The organism is Sulfitobacter sp. M39 (genome assembly GCF_021735935.1).
In the GTDB taxonomy this organism is placed as follows: domain Bacteria; phylum Pseudomonadota; class Alphaproteobacteria; order Rhodobacterales; family Rhodobacteraceae; genus Sulfitobacter.
In genome coordinates this window covers 1,229,337-1,243,719 of sequence record NZ_WMDZ01000001.1, presented here as the reverse complement: position 1 = coordinate 1,243,719, position 14,383 = coordinate 1,229,337, and the positions used below count along the sequence as shown (strand labels likewise).

Below are 14,383 nucleotides of genomic sequence, written 5' to 3'. Positions count from 1 at the left end.
TACTCGGGATAGGGGAATTTCATGTGACGATGTAGTGCGACCTTAAACCTTCGACTTGGTTCTCAGATAACGGTTGCGTTCTGGGGGTAGCGCCAATGCGCTGGTCGATCCCATTGAGGGTGCTCAAAGGTTTCTATGACGAATTGGCTGTTTCTGATGCAAGTTTTGTCATCGCGATACATTGAAAGCCGTTGGTAATTACCGCCGCAGCGAATGTCTCCTTTGACAGGCCGCAGCGCAGCGGACGTATTGCTTGTTGAGAGTCCGCTGGGCCGTCTGTGGCGACGGCCCAGCGGTTTAGATTTCGATAGCTTCGGCGATCACCAGCGCATCTTCAAGCTCGACGCCGAGGTACCTGACAGTGCTGTCCATCTTGGTGTGACCCAACAGCAGTTGGACCGCCCTTAGGTTGCCTGTTTTCTTGTAAATCTGCGTGACTTTCGTTCGCCGCATCGAGTGCGTGCCATAGGCACTTGCCTCCAGACCAATGGATGTCACCCAGTCACGCACAATGCGCGCGTACTGGCGGGTAGAGATGTGAAGCCGTTCGTGAAAACGCCCAGGCCAGAGGTATTCGGATCCGACCATCAGCGGCTCCCGCATCCATCTTGCCAGCGATGCACGGGTGCCTTCGGAGATTTCGAAGCGCACAGGTTTCTGGGTCTTGCTCTGAAGAACCGACGCGCGTTCCTTGATTTGGCCGGATGCCATAACATCGACCACCCTCATTTTCACCAGATCGCAGCCGCGCAGCTTGCTGTCGATGGCAAGATTGAAGAGGGCCAGATCACGGTGGTTCTCGGCCAATTCCAGCCGCACCCTGATCGCCCAGACGTGTTTGGGCTTGAGCGGCCTTTTCTGGCCGACGATCCGGCCTTTGTTCCAGGCTGGGCGTAAGGCGCGGATGGCCGGTAAGTTTGATGTTTCCCTGATGGATCCTCCGATCCACCACGCCCTCCCACATCGACAACCCGACGTTGACAAGACATCATACCATATGATGCTGCGCCGCATCCGAGGTCGGCTTTGAGCCCGATGTCGCGGATGCTGCGTTTTGTACGAGAACGCTTCAGCAATTTCTTCTGATCGGGACCACCGCAATTCCGGTCAAGAATTCCCTTTCCACACCCTGCATCTTAAATGTGGCTTGTGAGAGAGAATGATGAACCCAATCGGTAGAGCAGTCTGGTATATAGCAATGCACTTTGGCAGCGAGATATCGCTCGCCGATGTAGCTCAGGCATCCGGGCTATCCAAATTCCATCTTGTTCGTGCATTCGGCATTTATGCGGGACGCTCGGTAATGCGGTATGTTCGTGCCAGACGTCTCAGCGAAGCCGCAAAACGGCTTGTCATGGAGCCCAGTGGCATTCTCGATGTAGCACTTGGTGCAGGTTACAACTCTCACGAGGCATTCACGCGGGCGTTCAAAGAACAGTTCGGGATTACGCCGGACCAGTTCCGAAGAACCCCCTCCCTTGAGACTATTAAAATAGTGGAGCCAATTAAGATGGACAACAACGAGAAAGACACTTCAGCTAATCTATCCGGCCCCCGGCTTATCGAGGGTGATGCGATGGTGATTGTCGGGCTGAAGAAGCGTTACGACGACAAAACGAGTGTACAGATGCCGTCCCAATGGCAAGCATTTCAAGCGCATATCGGAAATATCGACAACCAAAAGGGAGATGTGGCCTTTGGTGTGCTCTGCAACAGCGACGACGACGGCAATATCGACTACATCACCGGTGTTGAAGTCAGCCGATACATGGATGTCACCAAAGAGTTGGATGGCCTCCGTGTCGCCGCGCAAACCTATGCCGTTTTCCGACACGAGGGCCATGTGGCCGAGATCGGGCGGACTTGGAAAGCCATCTTCACTGACTGGCTGCCAGAAGCGAAATACAAACCGGTCGATGCACCGCAGCTGGAACGCTATGGCGAAGGTTTCAATACGAAAACAGGGATTGGCGATATCGAGATATGGATACCCATCGGCAAGTGAGCGGATCAAAATTGCTCTGATGGAAGCGGACCTGCGATGCCTGATTGCGAAGGTCTCATAAGTCCGCGTTCCACACCTTTGCACCTGCGCTGCGGCGTCGGCACAACTTGGGAATGGACGGTCTGGGCCGTTTACGGCACCGATCAATTGTTACAATCCATGCTGGTCAAGAATATCGCGCTTGCAGCGTTCAAAAGCCGTGTTGCGCTGCGCTTCCTCTGCCGCGTCCTTGGGCCTGGTCGGCGGCAGATAATACTGAACGCAATTTGAATGGGTCTGATACTTAATGCGCTCAAGCGCACATGTCGTCACATCGTTGGAGGGCATCGGCATGGTGCTGGTTGAGCATTCCTCACGGTAATACGCCAATCTTTCCTCGGCGCTGGATTGCCAAAGGAACCACGGCGGCCCCCCGATGCGATCAGGGTCCGGCGTGCTGCTTCCCCCACAATAGCCTGTTGGATTTAAGCATAAGAGGCGTTCGTTATTTGAGCAGGAAGCAACTGCGCCTCCCAATACGACGATGCCAGAAACTAACCATATGAACTTTTTCATAGATATCGACCTCTTATCCGATCGGTTGATCTATGCATGCCAAATCATTCCTACCGAGGCAAGTTCGGCAAGCTCATCGCCCTATTGGCCAAATTGACATCTTCTCCGACGCAACGCACCTTGCTGCACTACAAATTTCCAGCGGCACGTCCTGAATGTCCATATCAAGACAGCCTTACTTGAGTTGGTTCAAAACCGCCTAACACTTTCCGTTTTCACAACATGCACGCGGTTTTCGGATGAAGCGGTCGTCTGCATGACAGCGCCGAACGGCAGCTTTGTCCGCATTGCGGACCTAAGGGCTTGTTGCAGCTACCGTCTTCTTTGAGCCCACAGTCACCGATGCTGCACAACACTCCAAAGGCTGCTTTGCAGATGCTATCGCTTGATAGACCAGACCATCGCGGTTTCGTAACCCGCAGATTCCAGCAACTCAATCTTAGAAGCCCAACCTGCCGGACAGACGACAAAGGCGGCTCCTATCCCACGGTTGGCAAATGCCGCCTCAGCCGCTCGCAATAGCGCCCTCGCACCTTCACCACCGTGGTCGAGAGCCGCCGGGTTGGCCAGCTCAGAGTGGTAGTAATCGTCAATCACACCCGTCCCCGTGATGTCGTGGGCAGGGGGAAAGTGCAGCCGTGAGGCGGGCTGTGCGATGATATAGCCTTGCAAGTCCTCGGACGGTCTCAGAACCATCATGTCCCGATCTCGGAGAGTTAAACTCCGCGTCATCCAGGCTGAAAACCGTGGATCAGCTTCGGGATGGATTTCCCAGAACGGATCGATGTCAAAAAGAACCTGACGGTTCTCGGCGCTGCGGGCAACGATACCTGGAACATCGTCTTCCCTCGCTTGTCGAACATCGGCGGGCACTCCCTGATCGCCAAGGTCGCTGCGCGACAGATAAAGCGTCAGAGGTTCATAGCCGCTTGCCTCGAACGCGGTCCGCCAGACTTTGTCCGCCACGTAGGATGCCAGTTTGATCTTGGCACCGGCTTCTTGAAGAGCGTCCTCGGCTGCGGCCAACAAGCTCTCCAAAGTGCCGTTTGGTGCATCGGCTGCAACGAAGGAGTCTGGCAGGATCAGCCCTGGCTCGCCGAACGAACCTGCATAGATTGGGGGGACCGGTAGCATCATCGCATGGATGACACCCGTGATCTTCCCCCCATCGTCCGCGACATGCCAAAACTGTCGAAAGGGTTGTTGATCGGCTGATAGCGCAAATCTCAGCGCCTTTTCGATCTGCGTGGGCGCGTCGTCTGCCATCTTCCAGAGGATCGCACCCTCTACATGGCGTTCCTGCGCATCCAACATAAGTAGCTCGATCAGGCGCTGCATGTCGTCGGGTGTTGCTGGTCGGATCGTCTGGGTCATAGCTTGGTCTCTTGTAGCCATTGCTGAGTGCTGCTTTCCCGCCTGTATCGGCCGCCTGCACCAAATTGACAAAGCAGTATAACTCCATAAGAGTTTAGAAAAACTAACGCCTTTGAGGCATCGAATGAAGAACATGAACCTGAACGCGCTCCGGGTGTTCTCTGTCGTCGCATCGCACGGGAACCTGCAACGCGCGGCTGAAGAACTGAAACTATCGCGTGGTGCAGTCTCTCAGCGGATCAAGCAGCTCGAAATCGAGCTGGGGGTGGTTCTTCTTGTGCGTGGCGCACGTGGTGTCTCGCTGACCCCGGAAGGCGAGCGCTGTCATACGGCGATGGAAGACGCTTTGGCGATCCTCGAGACTGTCTTTGTGAGCATCGGCGAGGGCGGTGATCGCATCACGCTACACCTTGGTTCTTCCACCGCAACGAAGTGGCTAATGCCCCGGATGGACTCTTTCGCGGCCAAGTTTCCGGACGTGTCTCTCACCACACAGGTCCACGAGCATGTTCTGGCGCGCAGTCTGGGCCGGAACGAGATCGCTATGTGGCCCGGTAAAGCACATGACAAGAATGCAGCCCACGTATCGCGCCGCTTGGCCGACATCCGTTTAATTGCCGTATGCAGTCCTGATTTCTTGCGACCAGAATGGCCAATGGGGCTGGAGACGCTGCTGACGCTGCCGCTCCTTCAGGACGCACACCAGCGTTGGGAAAAGCTGATCCATAAAACCGGGTATGGAGACACGCACAAGCTACTCAACTTCGACAGATCTGCCTTGGCTCTCGATGCTGCAATCGGTGGTCACGGCATTGCCATCGCGCCGACCTATATGGTGGAGAATGATCTTCGGTCAAAGAAACTGGTGGAGATTTGGGTCGATCCCGATCCCTCTGATGATGCGCTATATATCTCATGGTCAAAGGACCATCTGGGCCAGACGCGCATCAAGCGGATCGTTGATTGGATTGCATCTGAATTCGAGTGAAGCCGACCTTCGGTTCGGGAAAGCGAACGGCAGCAAAGTCCGCATTGCCGCCATCGACGGATCAAAATGCTTCGCAACTGCTCCAAAGTCCGCTTCGGGGAGGCTGCGGCCCGGCGACGCAAGGTTGGGTCAATGTCCGGTGTGGGCCGTTGGTGCAAACTGAGGTCAAAAACTGAGCCTGTAGGCTGTCGGTTCGATGCCCCACTCACCTTCATCAATTTGCTCTGCTGGGTTTTTGATGATTTGATAAATCGGTGTTTTCGACCTGCACCGCGCAATTAGGAACAGTGAGTAACCATCTCCATATTTTTTTGCGGAATTTAGTTCGTTGGCAGTAATCTCAATGTTACGGAAGGCGGCTGCTTGGGTTCCTTTGACTTCTACGCGGTGAAGTTTTCCGCTGTTGTCAATGTAGTCGATATCCCAGCCTGGAGTTTCTCCAATTGCGGCCCGATGGGTGTGATCGCTGGATCCGTCAATTTTTTCGAGTAGCTGAAATGCCAGCTTTTCAGCCCAGTCTCCAATAGCTTTCGCGTTACGCGAATACCGACGGGACGACTTTCCACCATTATTTATGCCCTTTTTAGTTAAGAGCAAATTACGGGCTTGCTGGGCGTTTATTTGGTCGAAAGGAGGCAAGTTGTTTTCTTGGAGGTCGTCTTTCTCATCGACTCCAGATGCACGCAAGATGCTGTCAAATGTCGCAGCATCAGTCACGCGAACGCCATCGCGAAATAAGTTACTCGCACCTTGTTCACGGCTTATACCGTCAACTTTCGCAGATACCGGTTCCAAGAAACGCTCATACTCTTCGATTCGACAAAACCACGCAATCTTTCCGCCTTTTTGTCTATCGGGATCTGGATCTTGCCATATAGAACCAATGCGACCAGTGCCAAAGTAATGGGCCTCGCCTTTCTTACCATTTGCCCGATTTACGCCTTGATAGTAGACAAACTGTTCTCCCTCGATGACTTTATTCCGATATTTCGTAGGGTAGTGGTATTGTTCGCCCTCAATATCTTTCCAATCGTGGGCATCATTAACTGTTACCTCGTTTTGTGTGAGTATCAGGGGCATTCTTACTAACCTTCAATTTCAAACTAAACATATCGAAATTAGACGGTTCGCCAAGCGGTTTTAGATCTAAGCGTTGCTTCCGCTGGAATGTCTGCTTTGACGGGCCGCACCGCAGCATCCCGACTGGCTGATGGATGTCCGGTTTGGGCCGTTCTTAAACAGATACTTCTTACTCTATGACAATCCGGAAACGTGTGGTTGTTCCACAAAGAACCAGTGGTAGTAAGTCGCAGCGCTCCCTATTAATATTGTTAGACTGATTGTATTCTCTGCCTACCTATTCCCGGGCGAGCGTTTGGGTTTTGCGCGAACCTGACGAACCCTTCTGTTCGAAATTGGTCGAGGTCGGTTCTGGCATTGGTTCCATGAAATACAATTAGAAACCGTCTTGTGGTCGGTCTTTCGCTCGCCCAGGCTTGACGTTTGCTCGTGCAACGGGCCTTCGATGGTGGTCTTCGATACGGTCCCACTTGGTTCAGATTGGGTTTCCAACTCGTCGAGGCACTCATAGAGGTAGGAGATTTCCTCCTCCATCTCCTGAATCTTCTGTTTTAGTTCGGCTTCGCGGTTTTCGAAGTCAGCAATCAGCACTGCAGAGTGCCTGATGCTTTGCTCTGTCATCCGAGCGATCTCATCTGCGACGATACCCTCCATCGCGCTTTGCATCGCTAAAACTTCAGTTATAATGCGGGTATGGCTTTCTTCGGGCAGTATAATTTCTGCTGATAAGCCCGCGGTTTTGTCTGCCTGGTAGCCATTCCATATATCTCTAATACGAGAGAACTTCCCCTTTCCCCCGAGTTCTTTTTGGATTTCGATAGGGGTGGCGTTTCGACCGTGACTTAATGTCAACTTCTTGCCCGCTGCAATGATCTCGGCTTCAGAATAATGTGGTGTTCGCATGATGGTTTCCCTTGTTTGCTGCTTACAAAAAGGAGTTGGTACCGATCGCGGATTTACGGAAACAAAAAGACAAACTATTTTCACCCCTCGGCCAGAGGTTTCTCAGTGGGTAAGTTAGTAAGTAAGTCATTTGTAACTTTTTTAGGTAAGTAAGTTTGTAAGTAGGTCAACAGATCCGCGCTTGCAGAGCCGGAACTCGCCAAACACATCCTCTCGTCGGTTTGCCAGGTCCACAAAACTTTACTCAAACTATTTTTCAGATTTGGCACCTGAAACCAGTTCCCTGGGATGCAACATGTATCCCCGCAAGAATTTGCCCCGCTCGACCGTATTTTCAATCTTTCTGGTGAGGAATACTTCGATCTACTCCACCCAGAGGGGACGCATGGTCAGCCAAAGGTTTTGGTTAAGTTTCGTGACAACACGTATAAAAGTTTTTCGCTGAATCGTGATCAATGCAGATTGCAGATGCACGCTTATTTGGATGAAAGCTGTTTTCTAACGCTGAATCGGTTCAAAGATGGTAGTAAAGCTGGTTCAAACTTGGTCGCATTGAACGCGCTTTATCTCGACTTAGACTATTTTGATACAAGCAGGTGGCGAGGCAAAAGTGCTGACGAGGTACAGGTAGCTTTCACTGCACATCTGTCGCAAGCTGGCCTGCCCTACCCGTCCATTTTTACTCAAACGGGACGTGGCCTCGCAGCAATTTGGCTTATCACTGAAATCCCTAAGAAAGCCCTATCACGGTGGCAAGCCGCAATGGAAGCCTTGGTTGGACTCTGCACACCGTTCGGAGTTGATAAAAGAGCCAAAGACACGTCCCGCCTTTTCCGCATACCAGGATCAGTGAACGAGAAAGTGAACCGAACGGTCAAGGTAACTGGCGGTTCTGGGGCGAGGCATTCTTTCGATACATTGGCAGATCAGATCTTTGTCGCATGTGGTCGTCCCAAACGAGCTGACCTAAATGCAAAAACCAAGCCGAAAAGCTCAAAACCGAAGACAGAGACAAACATGCCTGCAGGCCTTACACAGGCCCGTCGATTTAGCGTGATACTGCAAGACCTCGAAAAATATAGGAACGCAAATGGGGGGGTGATTGATGAGGGATACAGAAACGTGTGGCTGCACTTCTATGCCACCTGTCTTACCCACTTCAAGGATACCAGCACTATTGGGCAGGACATTGCGAAGATGGCCGAGATCGCCACGCCTGGTCTAAGCATTGGGGAAGTGAACGCGATCATCAAGCAAGCTGAGGAAAAGGCTAAACTGCCGTATTCCGACAAAGTGATTCCAGGCGGACGATATTATTACAAGGGCGAGACGATAGCCGAAGCTTTGGGCATCAGCTCCAAAACTGCCCGTAGCCTTGGACTGAAACAAGTTGTCCCTCAAGAGGAAAAAAGGCGTCGCCGTGCGACTGCCGAAAGGCAGCGCCGTCAGCAAAACGGTGCCGTGCCTCGTGCGGAATACCTCGATGACAACGATACTTCTCGGTCACAGCCCTGGCTGAAATACGGTCTCAAAAGATCTCAGTACTACGTGCGCAGGAAGGCCGGAACCTTGCAAGATTTGATAGATGACTAAGACCGGACAGGTCCGTGCCCGCTTCAGGGGTTTTAACCATTAGCTTCACGGCTGGGTGAAGAACCAGAGCGAGAGGTTTGCACTACTGAACCAATAGGCAGGCCGTCAGACGAACGAAAAGCGCACCTGCTGATGATTAGCCGCACTCCGTATCGACCAACGCCCATATGGCCGGACAAAGATATCATTCGGCTTCGCCCATTCCCTCGACTGACTTCAGAAGACCACTTTTCCAGTGTGCAACGGATACGACCGAACCTGGCTCTGCCCGCCGGGTTATCCCTGAGGAGAGTAGACGCTTGGACCTGCCACTATACGATACCATTTGGTTTTCTTGTTTGAGTTTCTGCCCCGGAACTAAAACATACAAACCAAAACGGCATCTGAAATATTCAACGCAGAAAATACGGAAAGGCTGCAAACTTGTATCTCGTCACAGCCCGTGATGAGCATAGCGGGAGTACGCATATGTACCAAATCACACGTCACCTAACTCCGTCTTGTCTCCAAGCGGGGCCCACCCCTAATCCAGCTATGGTACCACCTAAATTCAATCTCGAAAGGAGGACATCTGTCCCAAGTATGGACTGCCCGACAGGACTGTTCGGCTCCCTACCTCCTTCACCTCGGTTTCAGAACGATAAATCGCGGTCATGTGGCTCGATGATGGCTTTGCGGCTCCACACCCTGCACTGTCTCGCCTTGCCCAGCCCCGATCAACCGTACTTAGCCATGGGTCATTGCCAAGGTTTATATATGCCAATACCATATGGGTTGCCTGAAGATCTCCCACTGGTGAGGGACGCAGTATGATCAGTTCTAACGCTAAGCAGGATCTGGAACAGTCCCTTTTTAATTTGCACACCCAGATCGCATCGACACGGGCCTCGCTCTCTGCAATTGCGGCATATGGCCGTTCGACATCGATGCTACGAAGAAGCGCCTTCATTCTGGATCGTAGGCTGGACTTCGGGGACTGGTATTCCCGCGAGTGCCTGACCGAAGCTGAGACCATACTGGAAGTTGCAAAACGTTGGGTCGTTGATGGTAGCGAGAGATGCCTGATCTGGCAGGAAGGGTGTCCTCACGAAGGGTGGTACGAAACCGTTCTCCCCTACGAGATCGAACTGTTGGACAATGAATGTCGTGCGCTGGGCAAGTTTTGCTCGTTACTCAAAGCATCGCTCGACCTAAAATCAGCCATCGAAATGATCAGCGAGCTGCGTCTTTAATAACGTTGCGGGGCAGCAGGATATCCTGCTGCCCAGGATGCTACGGGGCCACAATTCCGGCGTCATTAAAGATGTTGCTGGCGTGAACAATGGGTGACACGATTTATTAAACATCACAGTGTCACACGCCGGCCTGAACTCCCTCAGTGACAATCTTAACCTTTTATATTTGTATGTTGTACTATTGGTGCTGGCCATTAAAGCAGCTTCCGGTCGAGCAGTGACACCAGTCGACAAAGGACCGCGCGTTGCGACAGATACCGTTTATTGCTCAACCCGCGCGAAATTAGGCTAAACCGCGACCAAATGCCCGTCTCCCATGGCTCTATACTTAAGAATCTGTGGAGATTGGCCAATCGGCATTACCGGGCTTTTGAGCTCGGTTCCCAACACTTCGCTGACCGGAAGCTGGCGTTCCGGGTCCGGAAATGGTGCGGCCGCAATCAGACGTCGCGTGTATTGATGCTGAGGATTTCCGAATACCTGAGCGCTGGTACCGATCTCGACAATTTGCCCCAAATACATAACTGCCACGCGATCAGCAATGTTCTCAACTACTGCCATATCATGCGAGATAAACAGATAGGACATGCCCAACTCAGACTTGAGCTCCTGTAAAAGGTCCAACACCGTTGCCTGAACTGAAACGTCAAGAGCCGAGACGCTTTCGTCGGCAACGATAAGCTTAGGATTCAACGCTAATGCCCGCGCAATACAAATACGCTGACGTTGTCCGCCTGAGAATTCATGGGGGTAGCGATCGAGAGCTTCGGGGCCGAGACCGACGCGCTTAAACAGCTCGGCTGCACGATCTGTTCGGCTTTGAGGTGTCCCGATCTCATGAATGACCATCGGCTCTCTGACCAGATCTCCCACGGTCATGCGACCGTTAAGTGCTGCCATAGGATCTTGGAATACCATCTGCATCGCGCGCGTATTGGTGCGCTGCGAGGAGCGGTCGCGCAAGATGGGCTTGCCGGAAAACTTGACGACCCCCTCGTGTGGGACAAGTCCAGTCAAAGCACGTGCAATAGTCGACTTGCCACATCCGCTTTCACCCACGACGGCAAAAGTCTCCCCGGGAAAGATATCAAAGTTTACTTTTTCCACGGCGTGGACGCGCGCTTGAACACGATCCAAAATTCCACCGCGAATATCATAGGTGACCTTGAGGTCTCTCACGGAAAGCAAGGGCTGTACCGTGGTATCAACGGTGTTGACGCGTCCCTTCCCCATGCGTGGAACACTGGAAAGCAGTTGCTGAGTATAAGGCATTTTGGGATCGCGAAATAGCGTGCGCACCGCGGCCTCCTCAACCAACTGACCCTTTTGCATCACCAAAACTCGGTCCGCCATCTCGGCGACAACGCCCATATCGTGGGTGATAAGAATTAACGCCATACCCATTTCTGAGGTGAGTACGCGCAGCAGGTCCAAAACCTCACGCTGCACGGTAACATCCAGCGCAGTTGTCGGCTCGTCTGCAATCATCACATCTGGGCGAAGTGCAATGGCCATAGCAATAACGACACGTTGGCGCATACCGCCAGATAGTTCATGCGGATATTGTTTCATTCTGCGCTCTGGTTCGGTCAGCCGCACGGCCTTGATCGCTTCTAAGGCACGAAGACGTGCAGCCCGTCCCGACATGGGCTCGTGCGCGCGAATAGCCTCGGTTAGTTGATCACCGATACGCATCACTGGGTTCAGCGCAGTCATGGGTTCTTGAAAAATCATAGCGATACGATCGCCACGCAGGCGCTGCAACTTATGCTCGGGCAAAGTAGTGAGGTCGGCGCCGTCGAACACTATTTTGCCACCCGAAACGTGGACAGCAGGTGGAGGCAGCAAACCCATTATAGCTAAGGAGGTGAGCGACTTTCCCGAACCGCTTTCACCTGCGATGGCAAGCGTCTCGCCTGGTTTGAGATCGAAGCTGAGGCCCCGTACAAGCGGTTGTATACCTGCATCGCTGCGTACCGAGATATCAAGGTTCCGTACTGACAAAACCGGGGTGCAGGCATCGGCAGCCACAGAGGCCGCCGATGAAATTTGTGCTGGTACCGTCATTCGAACACGCAGCGCGGAAAGTAGAAGGACACAATCCAGTTTGGCATATCGACAATCTCCGAAATACGCAGATCGCCACATGTAGATACCAGCATATAGGCATCTTCAGCTGATAGACCTCGCGTTTTGCATAACAAATCGACCATCTGGCTTACCGCTTCTTTTGCGCCGGTCATCAGGTCTGGGCCAATACCCGTGGTGACCTCATACCCCTTGGAATCCAGGTGGTTGGTAACAGGACCCGGTGTTGTAAAACGCGGCATTTTGAGATTTGCGTCTTTTATCAGGTCGAGCGTTACTGTGGCATTCATAGGGCTCTCAATCGCAGTACCGCAGACTTCGCCATCGCCTTGTGCCGCATGGGTATCACCGATGGAGAACAGTGCTCCAGCGACTTCGACAGGCAGGTACAACGTCGTTCCCGCAGCCAAGTCCCTGATATCAAGGTTGCCACCGACACGGCGAGGCGGGACGACTGTATGCAACCCTGGTTCCGCGAGAGCGCAACCAATGGTACCAGCGAAAGGCTTAAGTGGTACGCGCCCGTTTTTACCAAACAGAGCTGGGTCCAGCGTATCTGGATCATACTTCCAGATTGTTAGCGCCGGATCCTCAAACTGATCTGCCAGCAAGCCGAAACCGGGTATATTTGCGGTCCAACCGAAGCCAGAAGGTTTAAACCCTTCGATGGTGATTTTCAGCGCGTCACCGGGCTCTGCCCCGTCCACGTAGACGGGACCCGTCACCGGGTTGATCTTGCCAAAATCCATAGCCGCGACATCGGCAACGGTACTGTCCGCATTCAGTTGACCCGCTGAGCTGTCGTGGCATTCGAATTCGATTGTTTCACCAGGTGCCACTGTGATGGCTGGGACAAACGAGTTGTCCCAGCCAAAGTGGTGGCTCGCGCCGTGAATAGTATAGTCAGGACATTTATTGCACATCGTTTACATACACATAGTCATAGTTAACAGGGATAGAGACTGGATCGACGTAGAGTTTGTCATCGCCGCCCATACGCTCGGATTTCATGGTGTATCGCTGCTCGTTAAACACGGGCACCCAAGGCGCGTCTTCCATGACTGCCATATAGACATCGGACCACATTTTCAGACGCTCATCGACCATAGCCGGATCTGTCATGCTGTCGGCTTTAACTGCCATCGCATCTGCATCCGCATTACAGTACCATGACCAATTCCAACCGCCCTGCACAGCCCCGTCGCAGCCCAGGATTGGACCATAGAAGTTTGACGCATCTGGAAAATCCGCGATCCACGCCATACCACCTGACCATATCATAGGTGCTTGATCGGCTTCACCGCCAGCGGCAATAACGCTGGCTTGCGCGAGGGACTGGATAGTTGCTTTCACACCGATTTTCGAGAGGTCCTGCTGGATCGCTTGAGCGATGCGCGGGTTCGGGTCGGTATTCATGACAAACAGTTCTGTCTCGAAACCATCAGAGAACCCAGCTTCGGCCAAGAGTGCTTTTGCAGCTTCGGGATCGTAGGGATAACCTTCATACCCTTCTGTGTATCCGGGCATCGAAGGTGGAAGCGGTTGTGTTGCTGGAACCGCACGCCCGTTGATGACTTGGGTAATGCGCTCTTTGTTGATCGCCATATTGACGGCTTTGCGCACGTCGACATTGTCAAAAGGCGCCATCTTAACGTTGAGGGTAATATAGCCGGTGTGAAGCTGCCCGCCCTCGATTACGCGCGCTGCTTGTTCGGGATCACCCATGACCTCTTGGAATTTCGCTGGTGGAATACCGTCCCCAGGTACGTCGACTTCGCCATTTTGAAGACGTAGCAATGCGACAATCGGCTCCTGGCCCACCTCGAAAGTGACGCTATCCAGATAGGGCAGTCCTTCGCGCCAGTAATCCTGATTTTTTTCGAAAACCAACTTCTGACCGATCGTCCAGTCTGCCAATTTAAATGCACCTGTACCCATCGCTGTTTTGCCAAAATCGGCACCCGCGGCTTCGACCGCTTCCTTGGCCACTACAGAAGCGAAATTCAGCCCCATAACGTGCAGAAACGTCGCATCCGGCCGTGACAGAGTGATCTCTACTGTTTGCTCGTCCAACACCTTAACGCCAGACAGTTCAGTTGCTTCGCCCGAGGACACAGCGTCATATCCTTCGATCGATCCAAAGAAGCCCGCGCCAGGGCTTTGGGTCGCCGGATTAGTTACGCGATCGAGCGAGTATTTCACGTCATCAGCCGTCATCACGCGACCGTTGTGGAACTTCACTCCTTCGCGAAGTTTGAAAGTGAAAACCTTGCCATCTTCCGAGATGTCATAGCTTTCGGCAAGTCCGGGGCGCAGTTCGGTTGTGCCCGGTTCATAATCCATAAGCCCATCATACAGAGACTTGATCATAGACCAGTTCTGCCAGTCATACCCGATAGCAGGGTCCAAGGTGGCCACGTCGTCCTTATAGGTCACCGTGATGTTGCCACCAGATTTAGCGTTCGGATCAAGATCGGAATGAGCATCGGCAGCTGCTATCTGGGGCAGAGCAATGGCTGCAACCAGTGCCGAGGTTGTGAGTAGTTTTTTCATTGTAAGTTA

12 protein-coding genes are annotated in these 14,383 nt (G+C 52.8%); 4 read left to right on the top strand and 8 right to left on the bottom strand.

The window, feature by feature from the left end:
- Positions 1-297: 297 nt before the first annotated feature.
- Positions 298-933, bottom strand: coding sequence for a tyrosine-type recombinase/integrase (locus tag GLP43_RS06025; protein WP_443069475.1), 636 nt, complete (start codon positions 931-933; stop codon positions 298-300).
- A 226-nt stretch (positions 934-1,159) separates the two neighbouring features.
- Here GLP43_RS06025 and GLP43_RS06020 point away from each other — a divergent pair, with 226 nt between their 5' ends.
- Complete coding sequence (locus GLP43_RS06020; protein ID WP_237278593.1) at positions 1,160-2,005, top strand: AraC family transcriptional regulator; 846 nt, start codon at positions 1,160-1,162, stop codon at positions 2,003-2,005.
- 150 nt (positions 2,006-2,155) lie between these two features.
- Here GLP43_RS06020 and GLP43_RS06015 read toward each other — a convergent pair whose 3' ends face one another.
- Together GLP43_RS06015 and GLP43_RS06010 are read right to left on the bottom strand one after the other, a co-directional pair.
- Positions 2,156-2,560: a hypothetical protein gene (locus GLP43_RS06015; protein ID WP_237278592.1), complete on the bottom strand. Its 405-nt coding sequence runs from the start codon at positions 2,558-2,560 to the stop codon at positions 2,156-2,158.
- Positions 2,561-2,938: 378 nt separating this feature from the next.
- On the bottom strand, positions 2,939-3,934 hold the full coding sequence (locus GLP43_RS06010) for a hypothetical protein (RefSeq protein ID WP_237278591.1): 996 nt from the start codon (positions 3,932-3,934) through the stop codon (positions 2,939-2,941).
- 124 nt (positions 3,935-4,058) lie between these two features.
- Between GLP43_RS06010 and GLP43_RS06005 the strand changes: the two genes are divergently transcribed.
- The gene (locus GLP43_RS06005; RefSeq protein WP_237278590.1) at positions 4,059-4,922 is read left to right on the top strand and encodes a LysR family transcriptional regulator; all 864 of its coding nucleotides are present in this window, start codon (positions 4,059-4,061) and stop codon (positions 4,920-4,922) included.
- A gap of 165 nt (positions 4,923-5,087) precedes the next feature.
- Here the strand turns inward: GLP43_RS06005 and GLP43_RS06000 are convergent, their stop codons facing one another.
- The gene (locus GLP43_RS06000) at positions 5,088-6,002 is read right to left on the bottom strand and encodes a DUF3883 domain-containing protein (protein ID WP_237278589.1); all 915 of its coding nucleotides are present in this window, start codon (positions 6,000-6,002) and stop codon (positions 5,088-5,090) included.
- Between the two features lie 273 nt (positions 6,003-6,275).
- Positions 6,276-6,905: a hypothetical protein gene (locus GLP43_RS05995; RefSeq protein ID WP_237278588.1), complete on the bottom strand. Its 630-nt coding sequence runs from the start codon at positions 6,903-6,905 to the stop codon at positions 6,276-6,278.
- A gap of 288 nt (positions 6,906-7,193) precedes the next feature.
- On the opposite strand from GLP43_RS05995, the gene GLP43_RS05990 reads away from it, so the two are divergent.
- Positions 7,194-8,498: a hypothetical protein gene (locus GLP43_RS05990; protein WP_237278587.1), complete on the top strand. Its 1,305-nt coding sequence runs from the start codon at positions 7,194-7,196 to the stop codon at positions 8,496-8,498.
- 809 nt (positions 8,499-9,307) lie between these two features.
- Positions 9,308-9,730, top strand: coding sequence for a hypothetical protein (locus GLP43_RS05985; protein WP_237278586.1), 423 nt, complete (start codon positions 9,308-9,310; stop codon positions 9,728-9,730).
- Positions 9,731-10,021: 291 nt separating this feature from the next.
- On the opposite strand, the gene GLP43_RS05980 is transcribed toward GLP43_RS05985, so the two are convergent.
- Genes GLP43_RS05980 through GLP43_RS05970 form a run of 3 tightly spaced genes read right to left on the bottom strand, consistent with a single transcriptional unit; the run spans position 10,022 to position 14,374 of the window.
- The gene (locus GLP43_RS05980) at positions 10,022-11,800 is read right to left on the bottom strand and encodes an ABC transporter ATP-binding protein (RefSeq protein WP_093734502.1); all 1,779 of its coding nucleotides are present in this window, start codon (positions 11,798-11,800) and stop codon (positions 10,022-10,024) included.
- Positions 11,797-12,744: an acetamidase/formamidase family protein gene (locus GLP43_RS05975; protein WP_237278585.1), complete on the bottom strand. Its 948-nt coding sequence runs from the start codon at positions 12,742-12,744 to the stop codon at positions 11,797-11,799. Before GLP43_RS05975 ends, GLP43_RS05980 begins: the two co-directional genes overlap by 4 nt.
- A complete protein-coding gene (locus tag GLP43_RS05970) occupies positions 12,734-14,374 on the bottom strand; it encodes an ABC transporter substrate-binding protein (RefSeq protein WP_237278584.1) in 1,641 nt (546 codons plus the stop codon). The genes GLP43_RS05975 and GLP43_RS05970 overlap by 11 nt, the downstream gene beginning before the upstream one ends.
- Between the last annotated feature and the right edge of the window lie 9 nt (positions 14,375-14,383).

Coding starts and splice junctions, on each gene's coding strand:
- GLP43_RS05975 (WP_237278585.1), bottom strand. CDS start 12,744: ATGTGCAATAAATGTCCTGACTATACTATTCACGGCGCGAGCCACCAC.
- GLP43_RS06015 (WP_237278592.1), bottom strand. CDS start 2,560: ATGAAAAAGTTCATATGGTTAGTTTCTGGCATCGTCGTATTGGGAGGC.
- GLP43_RS05995 (WP_237278588.1), bottom strand. CDS start 6,905: ATGCGAACACCACATTATTCTGAAGCCGAGATCATTGCAGCGGGCAAG.
- GLP43_RS05985 (WP_237278586.1), top strand. CDS start 9,308: ATGATCAGTTCTAACGCTAAGCAGGATCTGGAACAGTCCCTTTTTAAT.
- GLP43_RS05980 (WP_093734502.1), bottom strand. CDS start 11,800: ATGACGGTACCAGCACAAATTTCATCGGCGGCCTCTGTGGCTGCCGAT.
- GLP43_RS06005 (WP_237278590.1), top strand. CDS start 4,059: ATGAAGAACATGAACCTGAACGCGCTCCGGGTGTTCTCTGTCGTCGCA.
- GLP43_RS06010 (WP_237278591.1), bottom strand. CDS start 3,934: ATGACCCAGACGATCCGACCAGCAACACCCGACGACATGCAGCGCCTG.
- GLP43_RS05990 (WP_237278587.1), top strand. CDS start 7,194: ATGCAACATGTATCCCCGCAAGAATTTGCCCCGCTCGACCGTATTTTC.
- GLP43_RS06020 (WP_237278593.1), top strand. CDS start 1,160: ATGATGAACCCAATCGGTAGAGCAGTCTGGTATATAGCAATGCACTTT.
- GLP43_RS06000 (WP_237278589.1), bottom strand. CDS start 6,002: ATGCCCCTGATACTCACACAAAACGAGGTAACAGTTAATGATGCCCAC.
- GLP43_RS05970 (WP_237278584.1), bottom strand. CDS start 14,374: ATGAAAAAACTACTCACAACCTCGGCACTGGTTGCAGCCATTGCTCTG.